Consider the following 26,793-nt stretch of genomic DNA (forward strand, 5'->3'; position numbering starts at 1 on the left):
GGAAATCTGTTCGTTGTCATCTTACAATTTTATTCTTGAAGCCCTATTCTATGCAGCTTCATATTAAATTGGTATTAATAGTAAAATTAATAGAACTAATATCAATATCTGTGGAGAAAAACGGCAAGATGCAGAAGAGGCCAAGCAGCGATCGCCCTTTCCCCCTGAATCTCCCCAAAATCAAGCCCGATCGCCCATAATCGATTTAACAGACGCACCCGAACTCCGTTACTTTTACGATCGCACCTCAGAACTCTCCACCCTCAAACAATGGATATTACAAGCCCACACGCGCTTGATTACCATCTACGGCTTAAGCGGAATTGGCAAAAGCGATCTCGCCCTCAAACTCATCGAACAAACTCAAAGCGAATTTGATTATATTATTTGGTTAAGTCTCGCTGATACACCCACACTTTCAACCGTCCAAACCGAACTCAAGCAATTTTTTGGGCGATCGCCACAACCCCCATTACCCACAATCATCGATTATTTTCGATCTTCTCGCTGTTTAGTAATCCTTGATGACGTAGAAAATATTTTTAAAAGCAGTCAATTAGCAGGTCAATATTTAGCAGGCTATGAAGACTATGGCAAATTTTTCAAACAAATTGCCACATCCTCTCATCAGAGTTGTTTAATTATCCTCAGTTGGGAAAAACCCAGAGAAATTACTGCTTTAGAAGCAGTAAACCTCTCGACGCAAACCTTAAACCTCAAAGGTTTAGGAGAACAAGCTGCAGAAATTCTCAGAGAAAAAGAATTAGCAGATGAGGAAAAATGGTCAGACTTGATCGACCTTTATCAAGGACATCCTTCCTGGCTAAATATCATCGCTGCTACAATTTTGGAATTATTTGACGGTAGCGTTTCCCTATTTTTAGCAGATGGAACAGCAGATTTATTTTTAGGTGACTTAGAACCCCTTTTAGAATCTCATCTAGAGCGTTTATCAGACTCAGAAAAAAAGGCGTTATACTGGTTAGCCAGTCAAAATGAAGCTGTAGATATTTCGCGACAACCTGCTGATAGTGAATTATCCCAATCAGAATTTTGGCAAACCATACAATCTTTAGCCAGACGCAGCTTAGTGGAAAAAATGTTAGTAGGAGCGCGATCGATGTTTTTTCTCAATCCCGTATTCAAAGCATACATTCAGTGCAAGTTAAATATTGTATAAGCTATGGGTAATTTCACCCGATCGCAACGCAATTAAACCAAAGAATTACTCTTTTCTATTCTACAACGATCGCATAAAAGAATTCACCGCATCATATTGGTCGGCCATCCGCGAATAAAACTCGATCGATCGCAAATCCAACTCCGGCAACAATTCGCTCTTACTGACCAACTCATATCCCGTAGAGCGCAAACAATGAACCGAAATTACCCCATCCTCCCAAAACCAAACCTCCTGCACACCCACCCGACGATAGATTTCCAGCGTATCAATTCCACCACTCGTCACTGTTATTTCGATCGCCAAATCTGGAACTGACTTGCGCGTACCCAAACAATAAGACTCATCTGGTTCCTTCCGTGCGCCCAATTCCTTTATCCCGATGGTTGTACTACCACGCGCATAAAAACGAATGTCTTTCGTCCGCATATAACTTTCTAAAAGTTGACCTAAAGTTTTTTTAGGTTCTTCATGTTCTTCAGATAAAGGAGCCATAATTTCTAAACACCCATCCAAATAAGTTAAACGCGCCCCAGTGTCCGCCAAATCAGCATCCAATTTTTCCAGAGTCTCCCATGTCACGTTTGACAGGAAAGCCGCACCTGTACCCAATCCTGCTTTAGAAATTGCGACAACCATCTGACTTACCTTTTACGATCGCTCTTCCATAATATACGACTTCAAAAACTTACAGTCTATCGTCATACTAAATCCGGCTGTAATATTCTATTCTTTAGCCCGCGAAGGCGGACTTCGCTTGTGTAGTAGCGGTTTCAACCGCCGAGTCTGATTGTTACCAAAAATATTTTTCCCCAAAAAAAAGCGCCTTTATTTCTAGGAGCGCTCTTTGTCAATCAAAAGCTAAAACTTAGCCATTGATAGAAGGAGCAACCATTACTACGGGAGTTGTTTCACCAGCAGCCAAATCAAGCGGGAAGTTGTGAGCATTGCGCTCGTGCATCACTTACATACCCAAGTTAGTGCGGTTAATCACATCAGCCCAAGTATTGATCGCACGACCTTGAGAGTCGATAATCGATTGGTTGAAGTTGAAGTTGCTAGGTCGATCGAGATGACAGCTTAATTATGCCCGCACCAACTCCAACCGATATCGATACAAAGCCACAGGATGCCCCCCAGCCGCAAAATAATCCGGGTCTTGCGGCGACAAATAAATCGCTGTCACCTGATCCGCCTCAATTCTTTTACTCGCAGAATCGCCATTTTCTCCACATCCAACCACTTGATAAGCCGTTGTAGTTTCCACCTCGTTTAAATAAATATCAGACTCTCCCCGAAAAATCTGCTGAGAAATCTCTGTAGACACAAACTCGCGAGGATTCGGCGTCTCAGTGTCGCGACTGGTAACAATCGAAATTAATTGGCGTTCCCCTTTCAAAACAGTAATTTGGCGGTTGGGATTGGTCGGATCGACTTTCACCGAAACTACGCCATCATCGCCTAAATAAGCCGTGGCAATATTCAAACCGTTAAAAGTGCGATCGGCTACAATTTTTTGAGCCTTTTTAAATGTATAATTAGAAATTAACCCAATATTTTTTTCCGGTTGAAATCGCACTTTAAATAATACCGGCTGCTGCAAATACTGGCGGTTGCTTTCAAACCCTGGCGTGACAATATTTGGCGCTAAAGGAGCGGCTAAATCTACCAAAGTGCTAGCAACATTCCAATTCCCCGCCATCCAGTCGGGATATACCAAATCTCCCTTAGCTACAGCGATAGGAGGCTTGCTTTCCCAATTGGGAAAACTTGATATGCGATCGCCCAAAACCCCCGCCCTCGCACCGCCACCCCACAGCAACACCAGCAAAACCAAACAAAAACTCCAAATTACCTTCATACCCAATTACATTCAAACAACTAATTTTATGTTTCTCTTTCTCTTCTCTGCGTTCTCTGCGCTCTCTATGGTTCATTAATTGAAAAATTAGACAACAAATCAGTTAAACATCATATTTTCTACCATTTTCAGAAACAGGCAAGATGCCTGTTGCACAAAAATAAATGTTCGGCTTGTGGGGAGTAGGGGTTGGGCATCCGGCCCGCCCCCAATATGCAATTTAAAGGTGGAAAAACCTATTTTTTAAAGCGCCTCAACAGGTGCGGGTTCCCAAACTTCCCCGTATTTTTCCTTCAATTCGTGCCAATTTTCCACCTGTCCTGGTTCGTATTCCCCCGGCTTTCCCCACTGCAAAAACGCGCTCAAAGCAGCCTCATTTTGTTCGTCGAGAAAACGAATTGCATAAGTAGTGAAATTGCCTCTTTTCGCCTCACCTGTTTCAAACTTCACCTGTTTTATTTTGTCCATATTGAGGTGAAACTCAAATATTTCGGCGTGCATATTGGCATACTTTCCCTTCGGCAACTCCGCATAAAACAGCTTGTGAATTGAACCGCGCACTTCCAGCACAGCCGCGCTGCTAGTCACGATTAAACGCAGCGTTCCCAATTGTTCGCAAGCTTCCAAGAATTCTTTCAGGTTAGGCATAATTTAATTGGGGAATTGAGAATTAGGTATTGGGAATTGGGAATTGGGCATTGGGCATTGGGCCCAAGAGCCTTGGGCATTGATTATTGGTAATTAAAAACAACAATAACTAACAACCAACAACTACTGACTAATGACTAATGACTATGTTTCGTGCAATTCGTAAGCAGCGACAATCCGCTGCACTAGAGGATGTCGCACCACATCCGCCTGAGAGAATTCGCAGAAAGCAATGCCCTCAACGTTGCGTAGAATGTTTTGGGCGACTGACAATCCCGACTGTTGGTTTGGTGGCAAATCTGTTTGAGTGATATCGCCCGTTACTACCATTCTCGATCGAAAGCCCAGACGAGTCAACACCATTTTCATCTGAGCCGGCGTCGTATTTTGAGCTTCGTCCAAAATTACGAAAGCATTGCTGAGAGTGCGGCCCCGCATATAAGCTAAAGGAGCTACTTCTATCAAGCCTCTTTCCATTAAATCGGCCATTTTTTCAGGGTCGATCATTTCTTGCAGGGCGTCGTAAAGCGGGCGCAAATATGGATCGACTTTTTGCTGCAAATCTCCCGGCAAAAACCCTAATTTTTCGCCAGCTTCCACCGCTGGCCTTGTTAAAATCAGCCGTTCGTACTGCTTGCTCAACAGCGCTTGCACGGCGAAAATAGCTGCTAGAAATGTTTTGCCGGTACCAGCGGGGCCAATGCAAAATGTCAGGTCGTGTGTGCGTACTGCTTGGACGTATTGCCGCTGCTTGAAGGTTTTGGCTCTAATTTCTTCGCCGCGGCGGGTTCTGGCGAGAACGTCTCGCTGTAAGTCTTGTAAATCGCCTTGGCGGTTGGTATCCAAAGCTTGGCGCGCCGTCTGGATTTCAACTCCGGTAATATTTTTGCCGGATTTCCAATAGTCGGAGAGCGATCGCACTAATTTATGACACAATTCTACTTGACTTTTTGTGCCGGAAATCAGCAGTTCTTGCCCTCGCATTACCACGTTAGCACCGGTTTGCTTAGAGATCATTTTCAGGTTTTCTTCTTGATGACCGGCCAGCGACATTGCGCTTTGGGTGCTCGGTAACTCTATTATTAGTTTTTCATTCATGCCAACATAAGCTCCTCCAAATAAGCAATTAAAAGTTAACAACTAAACGTTCAACCTGTCGTCACTATTTGCGAACAAAAAAACGCCAGTTACTAGGTTTTACCTAGTATCTAAGGCGTCTTTTAGATTTAGCTCCCAAATGAGTTTGGTGCTTGAGGCACAAATCAAATCTCCCTTCTATTAAGTCAGGCAATTTTAGATTTTAGATGGGAAATTTTAGATTTTAGATTAACCTGATGCCGTTGACATTTGAAATTTAAAACTTTACATTTGTTTCCGATCGCAAAACCGGCAATTTCAAACTAAACGGCGCTTGTAATACAAAGTCTACAACAGGCAATCTAAAATCTAAAATTCTTTCTGGGCTCTGCAGTTAGCTAATAACCGGGAGTATTTCTGCTCGTTCTAAACGTAGGTGTGTTAGTACGGCGAGGTTGTTCTCTCGGAGTTCTGCTAGCTAAGGGACTCGGCGACGGAGGTGGCGTCCGGGGTCGGAAGTCGCCTCGCGGCTCCCGCGAGCCACGATCTGGGCGGTCGCGATCCGGGCGGTCGCGATCCGGGCGATCGCGATCGCCCCTGGGCGGGCCAGATCCGCGATCACCCGCTTCACCATCGTATATATCTAAATAGAGCGACTGACCCGCCGTCTGCGCCACCGCTTCGAGCGTAGTTCTAATCGCCTGAATATTGCGTCCGCCCCTACCGTAAACCCGGCCTTTGTCGGGATCTTCAAAAGCCAGCCTAACCCAGACCCGCGATTGGCGCGGGTGCAGTTCGCAATCAACCCGCAAAGAGCCTGGGGTCTCTAAAAAAGGCCCAATTAAAAACTTAACCAGTCCAGCATAGTTGGGACTAGCTGACTGTTGCTGTGCTGGATTCAACGTTGGCTCCGGCTCCGACTTGTTCAAATACATGGGCTTTTCTCAGGATGTCACGCACAGTGTCAGTTGGCTGAGCGCCGTCTTGCAGGCGCTTGACAATCGCTGGAACATCCAGCCTGGTTTCGTTATTTCTGGGGTTGTAATAGCCGAGCTCTTCTAGGGGACGGCCGTCGCGGCGGGTAGAACTGTTCATCGCTACAATCCGGTAGCTTGTCTCGCGTTTTTTCCCGTATCTCTTCAATCGCAGTTTGATCATCTTCTTGCACAATAGTCTTGTTCCAATTCTAAGCTATTTTGTCAGTGCTCCTTCCCCAAACCCCAACTCAACCCCTATTTCTTAACCTCCGACCAAAATATCGCTACGATTTGCTGCCCCCAAGGCAGGTCTGGCGCCGTCAATGTGCGGTGTAATTGCTACTGGCAAAATCGATGCAGTTCCCCACTGCTGGACCAATTTTTGCAAAAATATATCTTGCTGCTCTCTCAAAGAGTCCCAATCGGTGCCGCGATTAATAATTGCAAACCACACTAAACCCCGATCGCGCGTGGGTATAGCTCCAGCCAAAGCAATCACCGTGTCCAAAGTACCAGTTTTCACCACAGCCGATCGCGGAATGTGTCGGTATTCCAAAGTTCCTTTATCGCGCCCGGACACCGGAAACAAGTCAGCAATCGTCAGCCCAGTCGTCTGAAGGTTGCGCCCGATCGCCTGCATCATCCCACAAGCCGCCCTCGGAGACATCCGATTTTCCACTCCCAATCCCGAACCGTTAACTAATTGAAGTTCCTCCTCCGGCACCCCCGCAGCCCAAGTCGCTTGCTGCTGCACTATTTTTGCCCCGCCCAAATCGTCGGCCAGCATCTGAGCTATTTCATTATCACTGTGGACGTTCATCTGCTTGAGAATTTCGGCTAAAGGGAGCGATCGGCGCTTCAGCAGCAAACGCCCCGAAGTCACAAATTTCTCAGCAATGACGCTGCCGGCAACCGTTACTTGCGGCTTTCTAGTTCCCGGAGCCATCTTAGAATACATTGCCACCACGTCCGCAGGCCAATTGCTACCCTCAAGAGCTTGCCGCAGTATCTCCCCCGCCACCAAAGGATCGGACTGATAATTCATGCGAAAATTGCCTGTCACCACCAAATTCCCAGCCACACGATTGATACCCATTTGATTGAGAGCATTGCCAACGGCGATCGCCTCCTCCCACACAAACAGCGGATCGCCCCCGCCGCTGACCACCAAATCTCCCTGCAACACCCCATTCCTAATCGGCCCAGTTCCCCGGAACCGCGTTTCAAACTGATAATCAGGGCCCCAAGTCTCCAGCGACGCCAGAGAAGTTGCAATCTTAGTCAGCGAAGCCCCAGGCATCAGCGTCTTCCCCTGCTGACTTACCAGTGGCACCATTCCCGCTTGCACCCAAATTCCCTGATTTCCATCAATCAGGTTTTTGTCTTTCAACTCTTTTAAATATTCCCGCACTGTCGCTTCTGCAGGCAAGTCTGGATTTGCCGCATTTATTCGCCCAAAAGCCAAATCTTCGGCCACCACTAACCCGGGTATCCCTCCCCGCCAAGCCAGCACTGACGCAGCATTAGGCGCGGCACTGCCTACCCCAGCCATGTCCAGCCACAGAGACATCATCCCTGAGCTAAATAAATCCAGCATTTTTTACTCCTAAAGTCAATCGATTTGAGATTTGAGATTAAAGAATTGAAGAAAGCGCTCCCACCGATAAATCCCGGGGCAAGTGATGAGGATGGGGAGCTTTTTTCTTGCTCCACGGATGAATCCGGCGTTCCCGGACTAAAGTGCTTGCGGTCATGTAAACTATTTCATTGATTTTTTCAATATGCCGTCAAAAATAGTAAAGTAGTGACAAAACAAGTTCTATCAGAGTAGTCGGAAATAAGAATTGTCCGATCGCCCTAGCGAGCGGATTTTAGTTCTTTATTCAGACTTGTGGATTCACGCTCCTGACTTCCTGGTAGAATTTTTAGTGTTTCTCAAACATTGGTCAATGGGATCGACACGCGCAAGAATTGCGATAGACGCTATGGGTGGGGATCATGCCCCCGCCGAAGTTGTAGCTGGAGCGCTTAAGGCACAAGAAGAATTAGGCGTAGAGATTTTGCTGGTGGGCGACCCGCAGCAAATAGAAGACTCGCTCCGGCAACAAGACGCGATCGGCCGCGTCTGTACAGGTCAGCTAGAAATCGTTCCTTCTGAAGGAACGGTGGAAATGCACGAAGAACCTTTGAGTGCCCTCAAACGCAAGCCCAACGCTTCGATTAACGTAGCGATGAACTTGGTAAAGCAGCAGCAAGCTGATGCTGTGGTGTCCGCCGGTCACTCCGGCGCGGCAATGGCTGCTGCCCTGCTCAGGTTGGGCCGGCTCCCCGGCATCGATCGCCCTGCGATCGGTGCGGTTTTGCCGACAATGATACCGGGCAGCTCTGTACTCATTCTCGATGTTGGCGCTAATGTGGACTGCCGCCCCAAATTTTTGGAGCAGTTCGCTCTTATGGGAACTATTTACAGCCAGTGCGTTCTCGGCGTCGCCGAACCTAAAATCGGCCTGCTCAACATTGGCGAAGAACCTTCTAAAGGCAACGACGCCGCAGTGCGAACTCACCAGTTATTGGTGGACAACCCGAACATTCCTTTTGTGGGCAATGCCGAAGGCCGCGACGTGCTGTCGGGGAAATTCGACGTGATTGTCTGCGACGGGTTTGTCGGCAACGTGTTGTTGAAGTTTGCCGAAGCGGTGGGCGAAGTCGTCGTGCAAGTGCTGAAGGAAGAATTAGTCAAAGGACTCCAACATCAAATTAACGATCCTCTGCTGCAAAAAAGCTTGCAAGGATTTAAGCAGCGGGTAGACCACGTTGAACACGGCGGCGGTTTGCTATTAGGCGTTGCTGGAGTTTGCATTATCAGCCACGGTTCGTCTCAAGCTGGCTCGATTTTTAATGCCATTCGTTTGGCGAAGGAGGCTATTGACAACCAAGTGCTGGAGCGGATTCGATCGTCCAATCACCAAAGCGCTCTGGAACAAGAAGCTGTGAATTAGAGGCAGTAAGTAGGAATTAAAAATTAAAAATGTAAAATTAAAAATGTCAGCTTAAACCCACTGTTTTGCTTAAAAAAAAGTAATTTCAGCAGTTTAAAAAATAATTTTAATTGATAGTTTTTAATTTTTAATTTCTCGATCGAACAGCGAGTAAATGGAGAGGAATGTTGCAGCAATCAGGGTTCGGCATTGCCGTCACAGGTAGCGGTTCTTGTACACCGCAGGTTTCGCTGGATAATAACGGTTTGAGTCAGATAGTAGAAACTTCTGACGAGTGGATTGGCGCGCGGACGGGCATTCGAGCGCGCAGGCTGGCGGACGATCGCACTTCTTTGTGCGATTTAGCCACAGAGGCATCTCAAAAGGCGATCGCCATGGCAGAAATTTCGCCGACAGATATCGATTTGATTATTTTGGCGACTTCCAGTCCTGACGATTTGTTTGGCACTGCCAGTAAAATTCAATATCAGTTGGGCGCGACAAAAGCTGTGGCTTTTGATTTGACAGCAGCTTGTTCGGGCTTTGTTTTTGGTTTAGTTACAGCCTCACAGTTCATTCGGACAGGGGTGTATCAAAATGTTTTGCTGATCGGAGCGGATATTTTGTCTCGCTGGGTGAATTGGTCGGATCGGGGTACTTGCATTCTATTTGGAGACGGTGCAGGTGCGGTGGTATTACAAGCTTCAGAAGTCGATTCCTTTTTGGGATTTGAAATTCGCAGCGACGGCACACAAAATTCGTCTCTCAATTTGGCTTACAAAGCCGAGTCAAAAGAATTAATTGAGGGCGTCAGCGTCGGAGTTGGCGGATTTGAACCCATCACAATGAATGGTCAAGAAATCTATCGCTTTGCCGTGAGAAAAGTGCCGGAAGTCATAGAAAAAGCTATGTTTCGGGCCAATATCAGCGTCGCCGAAATTGACTGGCTGTTGTTGCACCAAGCCAATCAGCGGATTCTTGATGCAGTTGCCCAAAGGCTAAAGATTCCCCCCGAAAAAGTAATCAGCAATTTGGCGAATTACGGCAATACCTCAGCGGCTTCAATTCCCCTTGCCTTGGACGAAGCGGTGCGTCAGGGTAAAGTTAAAACGGGCGATACTATTGCTGCGGCTGGTTTCGGTGCAGGTTTGACTTGGGGGGCGGCGATTTTTAAATGGGGAAGGTAAGATTTGGCGGCCGGCTGTAAACTTGCTCCGGTTATTGTCGGGAGTTCGATCGAGTAAAATACAAATCCTTTAACACGCCATACATAGGGCAAGGTTCGCAGCGGTGCACCAGCCGGACAGCAGTTATTGACAAGGGCGTGCTGAAATGGAACATCCTCTATTCTTCGATCGACTTTCCCCGGTTTGAAGGTTGAAAATTGTGCTACGCCTATTAATCCAATTAAAGTAGCAAAAAAAAATAAAACTGGTAAAAATCGCAGTTAGATGTTATAATTATGAGTCGCGAGTAGAGAGTTCGTTAACCGAAAGATAGCGGATACCAGCGAGCGAACTTAGAAGCGGGAAAGAAAGAATTTTTGCAATCACCAATTAGCAACCACCAATTAGCAGATTACCGGAAAAATGACTAAAACAGCATGGGTATTTCCCGGACAAGGTTCCCAGGCGATCGGGATGGGTGCAGACTTATTAAACTTGCCAACAGCCAAAGCCAAATTTGAGCTCGCTAAAGAAATTTTAGGCTGGTCTGTCCCGGAAGTTTGCCAAAAAGAAGAAGCAAAACTCTCTCGGACTCTCTACACTCAGCCTTGCTTGTTCGTAGTAGAAAGTATTTTGGCCGACTTAGTGCGAGAAAAAAGCGATCGACCAGCGGTAGTTGCCGGTCACAGTTTAGGAGAATATGTTGCCCTCTACGCAGCAGGCGTCTTTGACTTTGAAACCGGATTGCGCTTAGTCAAACGCCGCGCTGAACTCATGGACACCGCCTCCGGCGGGCAAATGGTGGCTTTGATTGGGTTCGACAGGCAGGAACTAGAATTGCAAATTCAATACAGCCGAGACGTAGTGCTGGCAAACGACAACAGCGAAGCACAAGTCGTGATTTCTGGAACGCCCGCAGCAGTAGAAGATTTGCTTGCCAAAATCAAAGTCAAACGCGCCGTTAAATTGAATGTTTCCGGTGCGTTTCACTCTCCCCTGATGGCATCAGTGGCGGCAGAATTTCAACTAGCCTTAAAGTCGGCAAGATTTTCCGATGCTAAAATGCTGGTGCTCTCGAACGCAGAACCCTCAGCCACTACCAGCGCAGCCACTTTAAAGCAGCGGTTGACTCAGCAGATGACCAAAGGCGTGCGCTGGCGAGAAATTTCGCTGCAACTGCCGCAACAAGGAATCGATCGAGTAGTGGAAATTGGCCCCGGCAAAGTTCTCACAGGTTTGATCAAACGGACTTGTCCCGATTTAGCATTGGTAAATGTTAGCAGTTTTGCAGATTTGCCCGCTTAATCTATTTTTAGCCTGTTATTAAACGGCAGGTTATAAAATTGAGAGTTAATCGATCCGAAGATTGCCCAAATAACGAATCGCAAAACAGGCAAATCCGAATATTGCCTGTTTTGCAAATTGGGGATAGACGATCCAGACAGTTAGAAAATATTAATCAAAAATCTAGAAATCGATCGACCTGACGGGGCGATCGACAAATCCTGATGTAGACTAGGCGTAAAAACCAAGCTGATCGGGTATTTATATGAAAAAAGTCCTTTACTGGTTGATGGGCGACAAGGCAGGCAGAACCATCGTAGGTGCGTGGAACTGGATGTGGGGACTGCCCGTAGAATCCGGCGGCCAGGTGGCGGTGGCGGTAGCCGAAGAGTCACTGCGATCGATGCAAGAATCAGTGCAAAAGCTAGCAGCAGCAGTCTCCACCCAAGTTGCAGCCTACCAGCGCGCTAAAACGAAATATGAAGAAAAAGTTAGGGAAATGCAAACCGTAGAGCGCCAAGCCATCACAGCCCAGCGCAACGGCAACGAAGAAGCAGCCCGCTTGGCAATGTCGAAAGTAATTCAGACAGAACAAATCCTGCCACAGTTAGAAGCCCAAGTAAAACAAGCCGAACAGTACGTCAACGCTTCCAAAGACAAGCTAAATCGAGAACGGATGAAACTGGAAGCCTACAAAACCGATATGCAAAATATGAAAGATATGGCCGAGATTAACGAAGCCCTCGGAGCCATATCCAAAGTCAACAACGACCTCAGTATCGATTCAGCTCGATCGCAATTTGAGCAAGCCAAAAACGCCGTCCACGGCCGCAACCTCGAACAGCAAGCTTTAGCAGAAATATCTGATAACCCCCAAGAAAGACTTCAGGCCGAATTAGAAAATATGACCTTAGACGATGAAGTTAATCGCAGGCTACAAATGTTAGACGACTCCAACAACAAAGAACTTCCCAGCTAAGGACAATTTTATGGCGAAGAGTGGGCCTCCCCCCATAGTTTTTATCCTGTTATTTCTCTTGCTAGCCGGTGGTGGCTGGTTCTTTTTTCTCAACAAACCAGCATCGCAAGATGTTAGTAACAATCCCCCCACACCTACACCCGCAGGCGATGTCGTCCCACTTCCCGTCGCGCCAGTAGTGGGCGGTGCTTCTTCGCCTGTTGCGGCTACTTCCTTTGCGCTTCCAGCTTCCGTGCCTCCGGGTACGGCGGTGAGAATTGACGGTTCCACCAGCATGGTGACAATCAATCAGAACCTCAAGAACGGCTTTCAAGGGAGGTTTGCTGGCACTACAGTCGATGCCAAAGCAAATGGTTCTGCAAAGGGAATTCAGGATTTGGTGGCAGGAACAGCCGATATTGCAGCGGTATCGCGACCTTTGACGGCTCAAGAACAAAGTCAGGGTTTGGCTGCTGTGCCCGTTGCCCTAGATACGATCGCCCTTGTAGTTGGCATTAACAACCCCTTCAAAGGAGGTTTAACCTCGGCTCAAGTTCAAGATATCTTTAAGGGAAATACTCAAGACTGGTCGAAAGTCGGCGGCCCGGCGGGTCCGATTAAAGTAATTAACAGACCGGCAGTTAGTGGCACTCACCAAACGTTTAAAGAACAAGTGCTCGGAGGTGGCGAGTTTGGCACGACGGCAAATATTACCACGCTCGATCGAGATGCGACAACTCCTCTGCTGCAAGCTTTAGGCAACAACGGCATTGGCTATGCGACTTTCGCTCAAGTAGTCAATCAGAGAACGGTGCGCGTTGTTCCCGTCAACGGTGCGACAACGGATGCAGGTAACTATCCTTACAAGCGGCAGTTGTACTACGCTTACAAAAATCCTCCTAGCCAAGCAGTTAAGGATTTCTTGGGCTACGCCACTTCTTCGGAAGGACAGAAAGCTATGCTGACCGGAAATTGAGCCTTTGCAAAGAATTCGCCAGAATAAATTCGGGCGCTACACAAGCTTGCAAAGCGGTGTCAACCGCCGAATCATCTAACAGCACGACATGCATAAACACGGATACACTGATGATAGTCAACTTAGCCAATTAGCTAAACAGTCCGATCGCTGGGCCTATCCGTGTATCCGTGTCAAAATCCGTGTAGTGCTACTTTTTTGATTGCTGAACTGATAGGCTAATATTCGATGTAATTTAAAATTTAAGGTTTTTCTGTGAGCAAAAGTCGCGAACCAGTCGAAAGTTTACTTCTCTACTATTTATTTAAATGGTCAATTGTCAGCCCGATGCTGCACCTGTACTTTCGAGGCCGCATCTACGGTGCAGAAAATGTTCCGACAGAAGGGCCGGTGGTGGTAGTCAGCAATCACGCCAGCGATTTTGACCCGCCGATTTTGTCTAATTGCATGAGCAGGCCCGTCGCATTTATGGCAAAGGAAGAGTTATTTAAAGTTCCTATTTTGAAGCAGGCAATTACGCTTTACGGTGCTTATCCAGTCAAGCGGGAAAGTGCCGATCGCAGTGCAATTCGCTCGGCTATCAACTCTTTGGAAAATGGCTGGGCGACGGGTGTATTTTTGCAGGGAACTCGCACGCCGGATGGCAGAATTACTGAACCGAAATTAGGTGCTGCGCTGATAGCTGCTAAGGCTAAAGCGCCGCTGTTACCTGTTAGTTTGTGGGGAACTCACGCCATTTCGTCCAAAGGTTCGGGAATGCCGCGTCCGGTGCCGCTGACGGTGCGAATTGGCAAGCTAATTGAAGCGCCCGGTTCGTCGGATCGCGAGGAGTTGCAGGCGCTGACTCAAAGATGTGCGATCGAGATTAATGCGATGCACGATTTGGGGCGCTAATTTTATAACTTTTGTTGCTGTTTTTCAGGTTATATCTACAGATAGATGAATACTGAAGATAAACCTCGAAAAATATCAATATAAGTGATTGAAAACAAGCGCAATAATTAGGCTTGAATTTGAGTTTAATTTGACAGGAGATAAGAAGAAAGATATGGTAACAAGCAATCAAACCCGCGCGTTGGGATTGTTTTCTAACCGCGAAGATGCCGAGCAAGCTCTGACAGAATTGAAATCTTCCGGGTTTCCAATGGATAAAGTTTCGGTTGTTGCTAGGGAGGCAGGTGAGTCTGTAGGCGATACTCAAACGATCGCTCAGGTAGGCGATAAAAATCTAGACACAGGAGCAGGAGTGGTAGCAGACACTCTGACAAATAGTGCTTTAGCCACCGTGCTAGTGGGTCTCGGAAGTTTAGCTATTCCCGGAATCGGGCCTATGATTGCAGCGGGCACTTTGGGCGCCTCACTGGTGGCTAGCGTAGCAAGCACTGGCGTCTCGGCGGCGGCTTTCGGTGGGGTGGTGAAGGCCTTGACTGACTTGGGAATTCCCGAAGAAACAGCTAGAACTTACACCGACCGCCTGCACGCGGGCGATTATTTGGTAGTAGTAGATGGCGCTGAGGATGATATTAGTCGGGCTCAAGGGGTTTTCAGCAGTCGGGGCATTCAAAATTGGGGCGTTTTTTAAACAAGAATTGTGCACCAAGTCTATCTCTAGGGTGATGCACACCTCACCATTAGTGAGAACAATCAGCTCAAATTTAGTACCCGACTTTTGTTTGAAAATTAGTGCCTCAATCCCCCCTAACTTAAAAAGGGGGGAACCGGAAACAGTCTTTCGTCTGCCGGGAAGGGCATTGAAATTCGGCTAAAACCCCGACCTAGACGTGGTTTTAGTCTTAAGTTGACATTCATTCATTGCCCACCCGCTGCCTACAGGTAAATTATTGATTTTTATCGCTCATCTTTTGATGCTGAGGCGGTGACATAAGCGACAGCTAAAGGGGAAATTTTTTCTGTAACTGCTGCGATAACTTGGCGATCGAAGTCAGTCCAAACTCTGGGGCGATCGAACATACAAGGCTGCAAAACCCCCCACAATAAGCCGTCAGCACAAAGGTGAGCGTGAATCAAAGCTCGATGTCCGAACTCTTTTGCCTCAAAATTTTTGTTGACAACTTCAGGATTGGCTGTCTCAACATCCTCAACAAAAATCGACGGTTCAGTTCGCAAAGCTGCTGCAAACAAAGGGTCTTCTTCCCCTAAAGATTCTGGTTCTTTTTTCCATTCCGCGTCCCCAATCTCTGGAAAGTTCGAGTTGCGACGCCAGCAGTAAGGTACTCTGCCCCTTTGCGTTTCAGGATTGCGGAGGTAGAGAAAGACCCGATCGCAATTTAACACCTCGCCTAAAGCCGGCACCAAAGCGGAAAAAACATCATCCGGCGTTTTGGTGTCACTCAAAATTTTATCCAGAACTTGCGGCAGAATTTGGTCGGTCATTAATTTTAGCTTTGGAAGTTCATCTACTAATTTTAAACTACTCCTCCTTTTCTCTTCTGTTCTTTTACGCATTTGTCATCAGCATCTTCGCGTTTCCTTAAATCGCTATAGGAGAGAAGTTTTAAAACCAGAGGGAATGGAAAAAAACTAAAACTTGCTTAATCCTTCCCTTTGTTTATTCAATTCTGCCTTGGCTGAAGTTAGCACCCGTATAACCGGTTGTCAGCCAAAGAATAGCCCTAGCGCCGTCGCGAATAGCTTTTTCCACCGGTTCGGGGGTTCGCCCAGACGGAACTGCCACAGGCTTAAAGCTAATGCCTCGACTGCCGAGTACGATTTCGCCGATAATCTGAGCTCGCCGCATATGATCGTCAGAAGTGATCAGATACACGCTCTCAATCCCTTGAGCTTTCAATTCATCTACCAGGGTGGTAAAATTTGTTACCGTATCTACCGCTCTGTAGTCTAAGTGCAGGCGATCGGACTCAATTCCCGCTTCTGAAAACACCCATTCCGCGAACTCGGGATTGCTGCCAGACGACACCCAAATTGGCAATTCAGGATGATCCCGAGCAAATTTGGCGGCAAACACCTCTCGCTCCGTAGCCCCACCTAGAACTAACAAAGCTTGGGGTCTATGAAATTCGCTCTTAACCTGCTGATAGCCAAACCAACACGCCATCAAAAGCCCTACTAGGAACCAAAAACTGCGTGAAGTGTTCAAACGCTTGTAACGCTGCGTGTTTGAATTGATTTTTAACCACATCTAAACCTATAAAAATTTTATGTAACTCACAAAGGAACCATAACAAAAAATACCGCACGTATAGCCCACTAACAGGAATTAAAAATTAAAAATTAAAAAAGGGTCGGGGGATCATAGGATTTTAGATTTTAGATTTTACATTTTAGATTTTAGATTGACTCTACGTTTGTGGTGGGGCTTAAACAGGTGATTTGAGATTTTATACCAACCGCCTTGGCGGTTGGTATACTTGTCTGGGAGCCAATTCCTTAGCGGATATGCAAAAAAGAGGGGCAAAACTACGCTTCCCCCTCCTGCTTTTAATTTTTCTTGGTTTTTAACGGGACTGGCCGGGTTCGAACCGGCGGCCTAGCGCTTCAGATTTGTGTGAGTTTCCCCACTCTCTGGACTATACCTTCACCATATGCTTGCAGCTTTTAGGTGGTGACCGTCTAGTCTCTAAACCTTCCTGATTTCAATATAGGCGATCGCATAATCGCCCTGAACTCAGGCTTGGCTTGGTATTGCCTTAGAGTCATAGGAACCCACGAACTCTTTAGGTTTCACCAAATTTGACCACATTCACTCCTAGAGTTTCCTCGCAGGGTGCCCGATTCTTCAGGAGGCGCTTGCTCTATCCATCTGAGCCACAGCCCCAGTTGCTAAACCGTTTTGATTATAGCAGTTAATGTCGATTTTGAATTTTTTATTTTGGATGATCACCGATCGCCAGTTGCCAGTTTCGCAGCGATGCGGGCAAAGTTTTCTGCTGCGGTGAGTTTACCGGCACCATAACAGGCGCGCTGCCTCCATGCGGTGACGGGGAGATGTCCAGGGGGAGCATCTTCGTTGAAGGAGAGCTCGCTGTAATATTTCCAATTTTCCTTGACTCGCCAGCCGACTCGATCGCAAAATTCAGTATAATTTGCCTCGGTACTTTCCCAAATCTGCTGCTGCACGCTCAACCCGAACCGCCCGCTGCTGTATTGTTGCCAAAGTTGGTCGATCGTGCGAAGGTCTGTAGGAGGAAAACTGTCAATATCGGCTGCACTCAGCCAGCCTTCGTCTTCCCTGACAGCGATTTGCAGCAAGATTTCCCAAGTGTGTTCATCAGCTTTGCGCCATTTTCCAGTTTCTAATAGCTTTGTCAGTTGTCGATAGTCCATCCCCACTTCGGAGATAGCCGGAGTTTGGTCAGGTATAGCACCGATTTTGTCTTCCAGCCGCAGTAGAGTGCTGACAATCAATTCGGGGTTTAGTTGTTCGAGGCGGTACAGAACCCATTCTAACTGAGATTGAAGATACGTGCGGGCGATCGCACCTTGCTGCAATTCCCCATGCAACTCATCAAATTTAGCTGACCAATTTTGTTGAGTGCGGGCCAATTCCCACATTTGTTTTGCCCACTGCAATCTAACTTGTTCTTTTTTTAAATAAGTTTTGGAAGGCTTAGCACGTTGCGGGTAGGGAGTCACATCCCAGCCGCAAATCGAGCAAAACTCTGCTTTTTCTTCTATGTATTCAGCACCGCACACTGGACAGTTAGACATATTGCCATAAATTCGGTTGCCAAGTAATTATATGACATCGGGTAAATTAACCATAATTCGATTAGCTATGCACTTTGCAGCCTACAATTACAGTTTATCTGTAGTAATGTGCACTTTTCGCACCCGAAAGTTAGAGTTAATTATACCGCTCTAACAAGGCAAGCGAATAGTAAACAAACTGCCTTTGCCCAACTCGGATTTTACCTCGATCGTGCCGCGGTGAGCTTCGACTATTTGGCGGCAGAGGTGTAGTCCCAAACCTGTACTGGACTTCTTATGAGTTCCCGAGCTAAACCTTTCAAATAACTTTGCTTGTTCGGTGGGAGAAATGCCGGCACCGGTGTCTTTGATGTCTATGATTACCCATGCCAGCGGTTGGTTTTTGAAGCTCGTATAAGCAGGTGAATTGGCAGCTTTTAAGCTGACATCTATTGAGCCGTTGTCGGTAAATTTAATCGCATTTCCGATTAAATTTGTCAGCAAGCGGTGCAGTTCCAGACGATCGCCTGGATACTTCGCAATCGGTGCACTTTCTGCACTTTCTGTCAAGTCTAAATTTACGGATAAACCTTTAGCATCGGCTAGGGGAGCTAGTTCTTCAGCTACCTCAGTAATAAGCTGGCGCAAGTCCACGGCAGCGAAACTTAGGGATTTGCGGCCTGCTTCGTAGCGGTAGACTTCCAGCAACATATTTACCATCGCGATCAGGTTTTTGTTGCTGCGAACCATCGTCCCGAAAGCGTCGCGCATGGGAAGGGAAATTTCTCCCAAAGCTCCCTGCTGCATTAAAGTTAGCATTCGATCGGCGGCTACGAGGGGCGTCCGCAAGTCGTGAGCGAGTCGGGAGACAAAATCTTCGCGCTGCAGGGCGATCGAATTGCGCTCGTCTACGCTGTGTTTAAGCCGCAGGAGCGATCGAACCCTAGCCAGCAGTTCATCCATTTCGACTGGTTTGCGGATAAAATCGTCTGCTCCCATGTCCAATCCCTGGACTACGCTGGCACTGTCGTGAGCCGTGATCAGCAAAATCGGAATAAAGGGCAATTCCTTATTTTGTCGGATTCGTTTAGTGACTTCGTAACCATCCATTCCCGGCATCATCACGTCTAGCAGTACCAAATCCGGGGCTGCCTTGTCAATTTGACTCAAGGCAGAAAAGCCGTTTTCCGCCGTACTAATTTCGTAACCTTCTTCTTCTAGGATTGTCTGAACCAACAAAACATTATCTGGTGCGTCGTCTACCACCAGAATCCGATCGGCTTTTGTGGCATTCGGAACAGATAAATAACTCATTTAATTGCTAGCCTGGAAATAAATTCTAAACTTTAATATGCCATCCGATTTATGATTTCACATTTTTACACTTGTTAACTCTGTCATAAGGAATATCTCACAACTTTATCAAATCTTTTTACTTTGGAACCCTCGGATGTAATATAATCTACTACTTGGTTGTCATCGTATGCACACCGTCCCAATCATCGGGCGGGGGTACTTCCAAATAGCTCAGGGATCGATCAAGGTGAACTTCCACAGGTCTATCGCTGGGTCGCATTGCTAAAGCAGCTTCAAAATAACTAATAGCTTTCTGAAAATTTCTAGCAATATAAGCATCCCTACCGTTACTGTAAAGTTCCAAAAACCGAACGGTTTCCCCATCCATGGGTTCAGAACTATTTTGCAGCAACTCGTAAATACCCACTGGCTGATTTTTGCCCTTAACCCGCACCTTGTCTAACTCTCGCACCCAAATTCCTTCTCGACACAAACTGTATGTAAATTCGCTCAAAATTATATCGCATCCGTACTCCTTTGTAAGCTGTTCCAATCGCGAACTCAAATTCACCGCATCCCCGATTACCGTGTAATCCATTCGCTTTTGAGAACCAATATTTCCCGAAACCACCTCTCCGGAACTAATTCCAATTCCGAAGCGAAATGGATCTTCGCCGGGGCGAGAATCATTAAACTCTTTCAAACGCCGGCGCATATCTAAAGCCGACTGCACCGCCATCCAACCGTGACTTTCCGGGGGATTCAGCGGCAGGGGCGCGCCGAAAACCGCCATTAAAGCATCACCGATAAACTTGTCTAAAGTGCCTTCGTAGTGGAAAACGGCCTCCACCATCGTCTCAAAATATTCGTTCAGCAGGGATACCACATCCGACGCTCCCAAATTTTCAGTCAACGTGGTGTAGCCGCGAATGTCAGAAAATAAAATAGTCACTTCTTTGCGTTCGCCCACCATCAGGGCGCCTTCACCCAAGGCCATCACTTTATCTACGACTCCAGGAGTCAGATAGCGGTACATCGTATTTTTCATCCGCTTTTCGCGACTGATGTCTTCGAGTACCACTAAACCGCCGCGCACGCCGCCCTCTGGATTGATCAGCGGGTTGACAGTCAAATTCAAACTACGTTCAATTACTTTAATTCGAGAGGCGGGGATGGGCAGCGGACAATAAGGGTGATACAGGGCAGAATTTCGCAGCGCAAATAGAGATTGGGCATTAGCTAATTCTGCCAGCGCTACTTCCTCAGTCCACGCGCGGTTTTCGCCCCAAGCGTAATATAAATTAGGGTCAGTGCGATCGGGCACGGCCAAAATATAACTTTCTTCTTCTTCTTTTTTTTGGGAATTTAGCGTTTTTTCTACCAACAGTCCCACAGTTAAACTTTGTTCGGGAACGTAATGTCGGGCAGCATTTTTGAGACTGTCTTCTAGCCGAAATTGCAAATTGTCGATCGGCACAACTTCCCAAACATAGCGATTCACCAGTTTATCTTCCCAAATCTGGGGATTGTGTTTGCTTTTAGCTTGATTTACCGGACAGCCCAACAATTCCAGCGCTGCTTCGTTAATCGTTACAACTCGCCCCTGTAAATCGGTGGAAATTACTGCATCTGAAAGACTTTGCAGCATATCTTTTTGATACTGCTTTTCCACCATCACGTTTTGAAACAGTTGAGAATTTTGCAGCGCCATTCCCGCTTGGGAATTAAACGCTCGCAAAAACTCTTCGTCGGAAGGGGTGAAACTACCTTGGTTCTTATTAATTAGCTGAGTTACCCCGATCAGCTCACCTTTGGCGTTATGCACGGGCATACACAAGACAGTCCGAGTGCGGTATCCCGTTTGCTGGTCTGTAGATGGGTCAAAGCGGGGATCGTCGTAAGCATCTGTAATATTTAGAGGTTGACCAGTCGAAGCCACGTAGCCAGCAATTCCCCTATTCGCAGGAATACGAATTTCCATCATCGTTTTGCCGTCGGCCTTGGCGACTTTTGTCCAGAGTTCGTTGGTTTCCCGATTTAACAAAAATAGCGTGCTGCGATCGGCTTGCATCAAGTCGCGAGCTTGATCCATTACAGAGCGCAAAGTTGTTTCCAAGTCAAGACTTTGACCCAAAGTCGTGGTGGCTCTCAAAAGTGCGGCAACCCCTCGCTGGTTGCGGGCCACGACGTAGAAAGACTGACAGCTTTCGAGAATAATCCCGATCGAATCTGCAAAAGCCTGGAACTGCTGTTCGTCTTCCTCGTTAAAGGGGGCATCGCCAGCTTTATTTAACAGTCTGACCACCGCTACGGGTTCATGTTGGCTCTTGCTGCTAAAAATTGGCATACAGAGGATGGTCTCGATCTGATAGCCCGGTGGTTCGTCTACTTCGGTATTAAAATACTCGTGCGATCGAGCTTCGGCGACATTAATCGATTTTCCGGTTGTTGCTACGTAGCCTAAAATGCCTGCATCCATCGGCAAGCGAACTTCTACATCCTCGCCCGTCAGTGGATCGACTGTTTTGTGCCACAGTTGATTTTTGTTGGAGTCAACCAAAAAAATTGTTGTCCGGTCTGCTTGCAAAATTTGACCAATTTTGACAGTGAAGGCATCTAACAGTTGCTCTAAGAGGCTTTCGAGTGCTTCATTGTTAATCAGGTCCATCGCCCGGATAAATTGCTGAAATTCAGCCGTGATAAAGTCCAGCAGGCACACTAATTCAGGAACTGGCAGGCTCTTAACACGGGAGGTCAATGCCCCCATAAAATTGACTTGAGTCAGTGTAGCCAGAACGCTACCAGTATTGGAGAATGTCATGATTAACTGCTTGCTCAGAGGGGTAGACTGACCGCAGGTCGATCTGCGCGAGATTCGGCGGCGGTGCAAACTCTTGAATTTGTTTGCAAGCGCATCGGCACTCGCTTGTCGCTTTGATGAATCGTGAGTTCAAAAGTGGCGCACGCAACTTCAGTTTGCTTGTTATGTATGCTCGATCGATCTTTTTTACAACCTCGATACTGATGAGGGTTCGTCAATTCAAGCTGAACTTAAGTTCGCAAAACTGCTAGCCTGAAAATTAGGTGACAGGCTTTAGTTCGATCGAGAGTGCAATGTGGATTGGACGCCCTGTGCTCTGCCCCAGCGCGCGGTGTGACTGTTTTAGCGCACTCGGCGACCGTATCCGGTCAGGTAAAGGGCGCTATGAAAGCAGCGCGCAAGGCATTCCTACAGAGCTTACTCATAGTTTAATGGTAAATGCAACAGCAGGATAACGACGGTAATTTATACAGCAAAAAAGTTCGATCAATCTTTGAAAACATCCCTATTCAATACCAACTGACGATCGAACAGCGAAGCTAAGCTGGCGGTGATGTTTAAAGGTGCTACCGATCCTGACATTTAGGCCGCTCTGGGCACAGACTGGGCAAACACCACTGATTGATAGTAGCGCTGCAGTTGTGCGGCGGCGGCTGCCCAACCCCAGCGTTCGGCTTCTCGGCGAGCGTTATGGCGCAGGGTTTCCCGTTCTTCGGGATTCGCAAACAGACGCTTAGTGGCTGCGAGTGCTCCTTCTTCGTCGGCTGGGTCAAATAAATATCCGTTAACACCGTCGGTGACGATATCGGGAATTCCGCCACTGCGCGCCGCCACTACGGGCGTCCCTGCAGCCATTGCTTCTAGGAGCACTAAGCCCAGGGTTTCGGTGCGGGAGGGAAAAATGAAGGCGTCGGCAGATGCGTAAGCTCTTGCGAGTTCTTGCCCCTTGAGGTAGCCGACAAAATTGGTGGGTGTGCCGGCAAAATATTGTTCAAGGGTTTGCCGATGCGGGCCGTCTCCCACTAAGGCGAGGCGGGCATCGGGAATTGCTGCGAGGACTGGTTTGATGCGTTCGATTTCTTTTTCTGCACCGAGGCGGCCGACGTACAGCAGCAGGGGACTGTCTGGGTTATTTTCAGAAAGGCGCGATCGCATTTCTCGACTTGCCAATTCCGGGACAAACATTTCAGTATCTACGCCCCGCTGCCATAAATCTACCCGATCGATCCCGTGGTTTCTGAGTTCTTCCACCATTGCTGTAGAAGTACACAGATTCAATTCTGCTTGGTTGTGAGCACCTTTGAGCAATTCCCACAATAAAGGTTCGAGGACTCCAAAACCGTAATGGTGCAAATATTTCGGCAAATGCGTGTGGTAAGAAGCCAAAATCGGAATGTTGAACTTTTTCCCGTAATATATACCGCCCAATCCCAAAATAGCGGGATTGACAACATGAATAATATCCGGTTTAAACTGCTCTAATTGGCGACCGACAGCGGGAGAAGGAAGTGCCATTTTCAATTCCGGGTACATCGGCAAAGGCAAGCCCTCCACACCGTAAACTCGTGCGCCTTTGTATTCTTTAATTCCGTAATCTGGAGAAAATATCAGAACTTGTTCGCCCGATCGCTGCAAGTGATCTACAGTGTGAATCAAGCGCGTCACAATGCCGTCTATTTTTGGCAAAAATGTTTCCGTGAAAAGAGCAATTTTCATAAAAATAAGTTACTTAGGGAGCCGATAATCATAGCTTGGGGCAAACGGCATCGGTAACAGGATACACTGTGTCGGGGGGAGTAAGTCATGGCGTGCGATCGGCTGCTTTTCTACACTTCTTCTGTCAGTTGCACTACCGCTAATTCCGAGCGAGAGGTTTTTGAGATCAAATGCCAATTCCCTGAATGCCAATTGATACAATTATCCCACCTAAAAGCCATCCCACACTTTCGGTCAAGCAATTAATTCTGTAAATTTCCTGTGCTATCCCGGCAATTTATCTCGATTTTTAAGTGGCAGATAAGCCTTTGCTAACTCGCCACTAATTTAGATCACTCGGCGTTACAGCAGCCCATTCCCCTATTAAATAATAAGCCAAAACTGCCCTCGCTGGAAATCCAGGCAGAACCACCAAAAGCAACAGAATGAGAATTCGACTTTTCACGGGGTTTCTTCCCAAACAAGCCAGCGGTAAAAACCTGATGCCATTTTTTAATTAACCGCAGAGGACACAGAGGACACAGAGAAAGAGATAAAAAAGATAGATTATCGTAATATACAGCAAACTCCATTCAGAACTTGCGAACCCTTTTCCTCTCTTCCCTTCTTTTCTCTTACTGCGCGCCCTTCGCGCCTTCGCGGTTCGTTAAAAAGCTCTTTCCCCGCAGATAGAAGCCAGAACTTACTTCCAAGAAACCTTCGGCAAAATCTGATTTTTATCGACACGGTGCTGATATTTTGTAGCAAAATTCAGCAGAGAATCGAGCAGGGAATCTGAGAGATAGTGCGGTTGCAAACCCAGGTCTAGCAAATTGGTGTTTTTGGCATTGAAATAATGTTCTTCTTTCTCGACTCTGGGATTTTCGATGTTGTTGATTTCTACTTTTAATCCCATTGCCATGCCTGCTTTTTGCACCAAGGAGGCTAAATCGCCGACGCTGAATTGTTCGGTGAATTGGTTGAAGACGCGGAATTGTCCGGCTTCGGCGGGGTTGGCTAGAGCCAATTCCACGCACCGCACGGTATCCCGAATGTCTAAGAAGCTGCGGGTTTGTCCGCCACTGCCATAAACCGTCAAAGGATGACCGATCGCAGCTTGGATGCAAAATCTGTTCAATGCTGTCCCGAATACTCCGTCGTAGTCCAAACGGTTGATCAACAGTTCGTCCATGCCGGTTTCATCTGTGAGCACGCCGTAGACTACGCCCTGATTTAAGTCGGTGGCTCTTAAACCCCAGATTTTGCAAGCAAAATGGATGTTGTGGGAGTCGTGGACTTTTGACAGGTGGTAGAAACTGCCTGGTTGTTTGGGATAGGGTAGTGTATCCTTGCGGCCGTTGTGTTCGATCGTAATGTAGCCTTCTTCAATGTCAATATTCGGCGTGCCGTATTCGCCCATTGTCCCCAATTTCACTAGGTGACAGTCGGGGAAGTCTTCGCGGATGGCGTACAGCAGGTTGAGTGTCCCGACGACGTTATTGACTTGAGTGAGGACTGCGTGTTCGCGATCGATCATTGAGAAAGGTGCCGAACGCTGTTCGCCGAAATGGACGATCGCCTCTGGTGCAAATTTTCTCATGCTTTTGCTGAGAAAATCGTAGTTGGTGATGTCACCGACGAACAAGTCGATCGACTTGCCCGTTAAATCTTGCCATCGCTGGAGTCGTTGCTGAATCGGTGCGATGGGAGTGAGGGTGTCGCTGCACAGTTCCAGATCCCAGTGCCGCCGCACGAAGCTGTCGAGGATGCCAACTTCGTAACCTTTGTTAGAAAGGTAGAGTGCGGTTGCCCAACCGCAATAGCCATCGCCACCAATAACCAGGACTTTCATAAATCAACGGTGAATCTTGCTTGCCAATACTGGGTTAATGTACCAGGTATTGGTGCATTCTGAACCTTTAATCAAGCGTGTTCGCCCAGGAGAGACTCTGTTTTTTTGGATTAAACCGGAATTTCGTCGGCGAAACTGGCCCGGCGGGTGAATTCAAAAGGGCCGGCCTGGGCTCCCCAGACATGGGCGTCGGTTTCTGGGTCACGTCCGCGATCATGGCTAATAAATTTGTCTTGGTCTATCTCAAATTCGCTGTCTAAATAGGTTTTTTTGCCCTTTCTGACCACCATGCAGCCTTTTCCGGGTTCGACAGACCCTTTGAAGCTGTTGCCCGTCCACTGCGTAATAAAGGTGCAGCCGGGAAGTAGAGTCAGTTGTGCTTTTTTGATTTCTTGCAGCCGTTGCGGGTCGCGGGCAGCGCCGTAGAATTGTTCTTCGTTTTCTATGGCATAATTTTCGATGTCGATTCGATCGTCCACCGGGACTAATTTCAAAACTCGGACTCGGTACGGTACATTCAGTTCAATATCGTAGGCTTGTTCTAGGTACAAGCTGATCCCATCCAGAACTTCGACGGGTAAAGGCCTCATGCAGACGCGGATGTGGGCGAAGAATGGCGGATTTTCAAAGGCTTGGGCTTGGTTGCTGAAATCGGCGGCCATCCAGCGGGCGAGGGTGACGATATCTGTGGAATGAGTCATTTCGATTTTAGATTTGGGATTTTCGATTTTAGATTGGGGATCTAGTAAAAATTATTTTAGGGGAAAGCGGGCGATCGGCTATAGAAGGTAGTTATATGCTTTACGAACCAGTAAAGAAAAGGTGGCGATCAGTACGGCATTTATCAACGTATCCCATTAGCGAGATCGTCCTTTTCTTCTACCAGCGCTGGAATTTTTAGTCGAACTCGCCCCATTGGTGCGCCCTCAATCTTCCAAAATCTCGACCAAATCTTCCATCGTCACGTCGAAAGCACGGGCAATTTTGTAGACAGCAGAAAGATCGACTGTGTTTAAAGCATCCCGCCTCCCGTAGCTTTTTACCGTGTTGTAGTTGACTCCGGATCGATCGGCAACTTCTTTGAACGTCCAACCTCTTTGCTCAGCTAGTTCTCGAATCCGCAGTCTAACGTAGCCCATTAGTGCGAGCGCCCTTACTATTCCAAAAACTCAACCAAATCTTCAATCATTACATCAAAAGCAAGGGCGATTTTCTGAACGGCGCTCAGATCGACCATACTCATCCCATCATCGCGTCTAGCGTACCCTTTAACCGTGTTGTAATTAGGGCTTGCTGAATATATCGAGCGCATATTACGTGGGCTGGGTTAAGAGAGCGTGCGATCGAGAGTAAAGT

General features: G+C 47.3%; 25 protein-coding genes and 1 pseudogene. 9 read left to right on the top strand and 17 right to left on the bottom strand.

The window, feature by feature from the left end:
* Positions 1–200 (top strand): hypothetical protein (locus tag QUA34_RS26825; protein WP_333390170.1); only part of this gene is annotated, 200 nt, incomplete at its 5' end.
* Entirely contained in the window at positions 200–1,180 is a 981-nt protein-coding gene (locus QUA34_RS26830; protein WP_333390191.1) for an NB-ARC domain-containing protein, read from the top strand. The genes QUA34_RS26825 and QUA34_RS26830, both read left to right, overlap by 1 nt.
* 60 nt (positions 1,181–1,240) lie before the next feature.
* Here the strand turns inward: QUA34_RS26830 and QUA34_RS26835 are convergent, their stop codons facing one another.
* The 8 genes and pseudogenes from QUA34_RS26835 to QUA34_RS26870 form a co-directional block, all read right to left on the bottom strand.
* Positions 1,241–1,819 (bottom strand): Uma2 family endonuclease, encoded by a 579-nt coding sequence (locus tag QUA34_RS26835; RefSeq protein ID WP_333329986.1) that lies wholly within the window; start codon positions 1,817–1,819, stop codon positions 1,241–1,243.
* 229 nt (positions 1,820–2,048) lie between these two features.
* Positions 2,049–2,240 (bottom strand): annotated as a pseudogene (locus QUA34_RS26840) (photosystem II q(b) protein); the annotation flags it as partial.
* Between the two features lie 24 nt (positions 2,241–2,264).
* Positions 2,265–3,041: a DUF6816 family protein gene (locus QUA34_RS26845; protein WP_333390173.1), complete on the bottom strand. Its 777-nt coding sequence runs from the start codon at positions 3,039–3,041 to the stop codon at positions 2,265–2,267.
* Between the two features lie 243 nt (positions 3,042–3,284).
* Entirely contained in the window at positions 3,285–3,689 is a 405-nt protein-coding gene (locus QUA34_RS26850; RefSeq protein WP_333057403.1) for a ChuX/HutX family heme-like substrate-binding protein, read from the bottom strand.
* A gap of 144 nt (positions 3,690–3,833) precedes the next feature.
* Positions 3,834–4,787 carry a PhoH family protein gene (locus QUA34_RS26855; RefSeq protein ID WP_333213651.1) on the bottom strand — a complete coding sequence of 318 codons (954 nt, stop codon included), beginning with the start codon at positions 4,785–4,787 and terminating at the stop codon, positions 3,834–3,836.
* A 377-nt stretch (positions 4,788–5,164) separates the two neighbouring features.
* Positions 5,165–5,701 (bottom strand): KH domain-containing protein, encoded by a 537-nt coding sequence (locus tag QUA34_RS26860; RefSeq protein WP_333069122.1) that lies wholly within the window; start codon positions 5,699–5,701, stop codon positions 5,165–5,167.
* Positions 5,640–5,924, bottom strand: coding sequence for a 30S ribosomal protein S16 (gene rpsP, locus QUA34_RS26865; RefSeq protein ID WP_333085027.1), 285 nt, complete (start codon positions 5,922–5,924; stop codon positions 5,640–5,642). The genes QUA34_RS26860 and rpsP overlap by 62 nt, the downstream gene beginning before the upstream one ends.
* Before the next feature lie 81 nt (positions 5,925–6,005).
* Complete coding sequence (locus QUA34_RS26870) at positions 6,006–7,340, bottom strand: D-alanyl-D-alanine carboxypeptidase (RefSeq protein ID WP_333390175.1); 1,335 nt, start codon at positions 7,338–7,340, stop codon at positions 6,006–6,008.
* Positions 7,341–7,692: 352 nt separating this feature from the next.
* Here QUA34_RS26870 and plsX point away from each other — a divergent pair, with 352 nt between their 5' ends.
* From plsX to QUA34_RS26905, 7 genes are all read left to right on the top strand, one after another.
* A complete protein-coding gene (gene plsX, locus QUA34_RS26875; RefSeq protein WP_333330064.1) occupies positions 7,693–8,742 on the top strand; it encodes a phosphate acyltransferase PlsX in 1,050 nt (349 codons plus the stop codon).
* A gap of 164 nt (positions 8,743–8,906) precedes the next feature.
* A complete protein-coding gene (locus tag QUA34_RS26880; protein WP_333390177.1) occupies positions 8,907–9,908 on the top strand; it encodes a beta-ketoacyl-ACP synthase III in 1,002 nt (333 codons plus the stop codon).
* 402 nt (positions 9,909–10,310) lie between these two features.
* Positions 10,311–11,192, top strand: coding sequence for an ACP S-malonyltransferase (gene fabD / locus QUA34_RS26885; protein WP_015175203.1), 882 nt, complete (start codon positions 10,311–10,313; stop codon positions 11,190–11,192).
* 244 nt (positions 11,193–11,436) lie between these two features.
* Positions 11,437–12,150, top strand: coding sequence for a PspA/IM30 family protein (locus QUA34_RS26890; RefSeq protein WP_333330002.1), 714 nt, complete (start codon positions 11,437–11,439; stop codon positions 12,148–12,150).
* 10 nt (positions 12,151–12,160) lie between these two features.
* A complete protein-coding gene (locus QUA34_RS26895; RefSeq protein ID WP_333390179.1) occupies positions 12,161–13,105 on the top strand; it encodes a phosphate ABC transporter substrate-binding protein in 945 nt (314 codons plus the stop codon).
* Between the two features lie 255 nt (positions 13,106–13,360).
* The gene (locus tag QUA34_RS26900) at positions 13,361–13,999 is read left to right on the top strand and encodes a lysophospholipid acyltransferase family protein (protein WP_333390181.1); all 639 of its coding nucleotides are present in this window, start codon (positions 13,361–13,363) and stop codon (positions 13,997–13,999) included.
* A 154-nt stretch (positions 14,000–14,153) separates the two neighbouring features.
* Positions 14,154–14,687 (top strand): hypothetical protein, encoded by a 534-nt coding sequence (locus QUA34_RS26905; protein WP_333330007.1) that lies wholly within the window; start codon positions 14,154–14,156, stop codon positions 14,685–14,687.
* A 266-nt stretch (positions 14,688–14,953) separates the two neighbouring features.
* Here the strand turns inward: QUA34_RS26905 and QUA34_RS26910 are convergent, their stop codons facing one another.
* The 9 genes from QUA34_RS26910 to QUA34_RS26950 all read right to left on the bottom strand — a co-directional run bounded on the left by QUA34_RS26910 (position 14,954) and on the right by QUA34_RS26950 (position 26,576).
* Positions 14,954–15,499: a GAF domain-containing protein gene (locus QUA34_RS26910; protein WP_333390183.1), complete on the bottom strand. Its 546-nt coding sequence runs from the start codon at positions 15,497–15,499 to the stop codon at positions 14,954–14,956.
* Between the two features lie 175 nt (positions 15,500–15,674).
* Complete coding sequence (locus QUA34_RS26915) at positions 15,675–16,265, bottom strand: YdcF family protein (protein ID WP_333390185.1); 591 nt, start codon at positions 16,263–16,265, stop codon at positions 15,675–15,677.
* 698 nt (positions 16,266–16,963) lie between these two features.
* Positions 16,964–17,794 (bottom strand): GUN4 domain-containing protein, encoded by an 831-nt coding sequence (locus tag QUA34_RS26920; RefSeq protein ID WP_333390186.1) that lies wholly within the window; start codon positions 17,792–17,794, stop codon positions 16,964–16,966.
* 150 nt (positions 17,795–17,944) lie between these two features.
* The gene (locus QUA34_RS26925) at positions 17,945–19,087 is read right to left on the bottom strand and encodes a hybrid sensor histidine kinase/response regulator (RefSeq protein ID WP_333080048.1); all 1,143 of its coding nucleotides are present in this window, start codon (positions 19,085–19,087) and stop codon (positions 17,945–17,947) included.
* A 151-nt stretch (positions 19,088–19,238) separates the two neighbouring features.
* Positions 19,239–21,890, bottom strand: coding sequence for a GAF domain-containing protein (locus tag QUA34_RS26930; protein WP_333390189.1), 2,652 nt, complete (start codon positions 21,888–21,890; stop codon positions 19,239–19,241).
* 582 nt (positions 21,891–22,472) lie between these two features.
* Positions 22,473–23,606, bottom strand: coding sequence for a glycosyltransferase family 1 protein (locus QUA34_RS26935; RefSeq protein ID WP_333048207.1), 1,134 nt, complete (start codon positions 23,604–23,606; stop codon positions 22,473–22,475).
* A gap of 682 nt (positions 23,607–24,288) precedes the next feature.
* A complete protein-coding gene (locus QUA34_RS26940) occupies positions 24,289–25,437 on the bottom strand; it encodes an NAD-dependent epimerase/dehydratase family protein (RefSeq protein ID WP_333057384.1) in 1,149 nt (382 codons plus the stop codon).
* A 110-nt stretch (positions 25,438–25,547) separates the two neighbouring features.
* Entirely contained in the window at positions 25,548–26,138 is a 591-nt protein-coding gene (locus QUA34_RS26945; RefSeq protein ID WP_333330022.1) for a chromophore lyase CpcT/CpeT, read from the bottom strand.
* Between the two features lie 225 nt (positions 26,139–26,363).
* Entirely contained in the window at positions 26,364–26,576 is a 213-nt protein-coding gene (locus QUA34_RS26950; RefSeq protein ID WP_332942973.1) for a helix-turn-helix domain-containing protein, read from the bottom strand.
* Positions 26,577–26,793: the final 217 nt, after the last annotated feature.

The sequence above is a fragment of the Microcoleus sp. POL10_C6 genome, assembly GCF_036701585.1.
In the GTDB taxonomy this organism is placed as follows: Bacteria; Cyanobacteriota; Cyanobacteriia; order Cyanobacteriales; family Microcoleaceae; genus Microcoleus.

Coding starts and splice junctions, on each gene's coding strand:
- QUA34_RS26835 (WP_333329986.1), bottom strand. CDS start 1,819: ATGGTTGTCGCAATTTCTAAAGCAGGATTGGGTACAGGTGCGGCTTTC.
- QUA34_RS26845 (WP_333390173.1), bottom strand. CDS start 3,041: ATGAAGGTAATTTGGAGTTTTTGTTTGGTTTTGCTGGTGTTGCTGTGG.
- QUA34_RS26850 (WP_333057403.1), bottom strand. CDS start 3,689: ATGCCTAACCTGAAAGAATTCTTGGAAGCTTGCGAACAATTGGGAACG.
- QUA34_RS26855 (WP_333213651.1), bottom strand. CDS start 4,787: ATGAATGAAAAACTAATAATAGAGTTACCGAGCACCCAAAGCGCAATG.
- QUA34_RS26860 (WP_333069122.1), bottom strand. CDS start 5,701: ATGTATTTGAACAAGTCGGAGCCGGAGCCAACGTTGAATCCAGCACAG.
- rpsP (WP_333085027.1), bottom strand. CDS start 5,924: ATGATCAAACTGCGATTGAAGAGATACGGGAAAAAACGCGAGACAAGC.
- QUA34_RS26870 (WP_333390175.1), bottom strand. CDS start 7,340: ATGCTGGATTTATTTAGCTCAGGGATGATGTCTCTGTGGCTGGACATG.
- plsX (WP_333330064.1), top strand. CDS start 7,693: ATGGGATCGACACGCGCAAGAATTGCGATAGACGCTATGGGTGGGGAT.
- QUA34_RS26880 (WP_333390177.1), top strand. CDS start 8,907: ATGTTGCAGCAATCAGGGTTCGGCATTGCCGTCACAGGTAGCGGTTCT.
- fabD (WP_015175203.1), top strand. CDS start 10,311: ATGACTAAAACAGCATGGGTATTTCCCGGACAAGGTTCCCAGGCGATC.
- QUA34_RS26890 (WP_333330002.1), top strand. CDS start 11,437: ATGAAAAAAGTCCTTTACTGGTTGATGGGCGACAAGGCAGGCAGAACC.
- QUA34_RS26895 (WP_333390179.1), top strand. CDS start 12,161: ATGGCGAAGAGTGGGCCTCCCCCCATAGTTTTTATCCTGTTATTTCTC.
- QUA34_RS26905 (WP_333330007.1), top strand. CDS start 14,154: ATGGTAACAAGCAATCAAACCCGCGCGTTGGGATTGTTTTCTAACCGC.
- QUA34_RS26910 (WP_333390183.1), bottom strand. CDS start 15,499: ATGACCGACCAAATTCTGCCGCAAGTTCTGGATAAAATTTTGAGTGAC.
- QUA34_RS26915 (WP_333390185.1), bottom strand. CDS start 16,265: ATGTGGTTAAAAATCAATTCAAACACGCAGCGTTACAAGCGTTTGAAC.
- QUA34_RS26920 (WP_333390186.1), bottom strand. CDS start 17,794: ATGTCTAACTGTCCAGTGTGCGGTGCTGAATACATAGAAGAAAAAGCA.
- QUA34_RS26925 (WP_333080048.1), bottom strand. CDS start 19,087: ATGAGTTATTTATCTGTTCCGAATGCCACAAAAGCCGATCGGATTCTG.
- QUA34_RS26930 (WP_333390189.1), bottom strand. CDS start 21,890: ATGACATTCTCCAATACTGGTAGCGTTCTGGCTACACTGACTCAAGTC.
- QUA34_RS26935 (WP_333048207.1), bottom strand. CDS start 23,606: ATGAAAATTGCTCTTTTCACGGAAACATTTTTGCCAAAAATAGACGGC.
- QUA34_RS26940 (WP_333057384.1), bottom strand. CDS start 25,437: ATGAAAGTCCTGGTTATTGGTGGCGATGGCTATTGCGGTTGGGCAACC.
- QUA34_RS26945 (WP_333330022.1), bottom strand. CDS start 26,138: ATGACTCATTCCACAGATATCGTCACCCTCGCCCGCTGGATGGCCGCC.
- QUA34_RS26950 (WP_332942973.1), bottom strand. CDS start 26,576: ATGGGCTACGTTAGACTGCGGATTCGAGAACTAGCTGAGCAAAGAGGT.